This is a genomic window from Streptomyces sp. NPDC046985 (assembly GCF_040644415.1).
Classification (GTDB): Bacteria; Actinomycetota; Actinomycetes; order Streptomycetales; family Streptomycetaceae; genus Streptomyces.
Window position 1 is genome coordinate 1 of sequence record NZ_JBEYWK010000052.1, and the last position, 1,376, is coordinate 1,376.

The 1,376-nt window shown below is 70.0% G+C and carries 1 protein-coding gene; it reads right to left on the minus strand.

Going from position 1 to position 1,376, the window contains the following annotated elements; all coding sequences use genetic code 11:
* Positions 1-35: 35 nt before the first annotated feature.
* Complete coding sequence (locus ABZ861_RS31455) at positions 36-1,199, minus strand: ISAs1 family transposase (RefSeq protein WP_361637455.1); 1,164 nt, start codon at positions 1,197-1,199, stop codon at positions 36-38.
* Between the last annotated feature and the right edge of the window lie 177 nt (positions 1,200-1,376).

Consider the following 1,376-nt stretch of genomic DNA (forward strand, 5'->3'; position numbering starts at 1 on the left):
CCAGGGTCCCTTGCATGTTCGACGTCTGTCCGGATTCATTCGGTGATGCCGAGGGCGGCCAGGGGTCTTCGCCAGTCGCGGGCGGTGTGGCGTAGGGCGGCGGCGATGTTGGTGCGGCCGTCTTGACGGTGGACGCCGATGGCGAGGTTGCGCAGGCCGGCCATGATGCGCGGGAGTCGGCCGGTATGGATCTTGGAGTCGTCCTCGCGGAATGTGCGGTCGCGGGCGTGGTGCAGAAGGTTTTCGATCTTCCAGTGGCCTCTGATCCACTCGGCGAGCTGGGCGCCGGTAGCCGCGCCGGGCGGCAGGCTGGTGATCAGGTAGACGCGCTCGATGGCGAGCTTGCCAGTGGTGAAGTCTGCTCTCCAGCGCACGACTTGCAGGGCCTGGCGTGCGTCGGGGTAGTCGAGGTGGGCGAAGGCGGCGGTCTTCAGCCGTCGGATCTCCAGGCGGTGGTGGGCCCGGGTGCGGTCATAGTGGTCGAGCGTGATCTCGCGCCAGGGCAGGCGGCGGACGCGGTCGAAGAGACTGGGATGGTTGGCCTTGACCTGGGCGATGTAGTGGGCGCCCCGTTCACGGAGGTAGGTGCCGTGAGCGTGCTGGGTGTGCAGTGCGTCGGCGGTGATCACGGTGCCGGCCAGGTCGACGCTGTCGAGCAGGGGTCGGAAGGCGGGGATCTCGTTGCTCTTGTCGGCGACCTGGCGCTGGGCCAGGACGTGGCCGGTGTGGTCCATCGCGGCGAGCAGGGTGACGTGCGTGGCGGTGGCGGTGCGTGAGCCGCGCAGGGCCTTGCCGTCGACAGCGATCGCCCGCAGTCCGGGGCCGGCCGGGGCGGCTCGGGTGGTGAGGAAGGCGCCGATCGCCCGGTCCAGGGCGTCGCCGTCGAGCTGGACGAGCAGACGACGCAGGGTGTGGGGGTGCGGGACGGACACGGTGCCGGAGAGCGGGTCGGTGGGGAAGCCGAGAACCCGGCAGGCCCACGCAGGGACATCACTGATCCATTCCGTGATCGCGGTGAGCGAGCGGGCACCGGCCAGGACACTCGCCGCGGCTGCGGCGACCAGAGCGGACAGCCGGTAGCGGCGGCCACGGACGCCTCGCGGGTCGGGCACCAGGTCCAGGAAGCCGGACAGTGCCACCGCGTCCACCAGCGGGACCGGCGTGGCAGTCCGACCCAGTTGGGCCAGCGCGGTGGGCATGGGAGAAGATGCAGGAGCAGGCATGGACTCGCCAGGTGTTCATGGGACTTCGACACTCACATGATCACCGAGACCGTGCCTGCACTGCGTCCGCCCCCGTCCGAACCGGGATGTCCTCTCCAAGGACGGACCAGCACGGCACTCCGGACGAAACGCAATCACGCAACGGCCCCTGCC

What these genes read in the sequence shown, in the direction of transcription:
- ABZ861_RS31455 (WP_361637455.1), bottom strand. Translation starts at nt 1,199, where the DNA reads ATGCCCACCGCGCTGGCCCAACTGGGTCGGACTGCCACGCCGGTCCCG.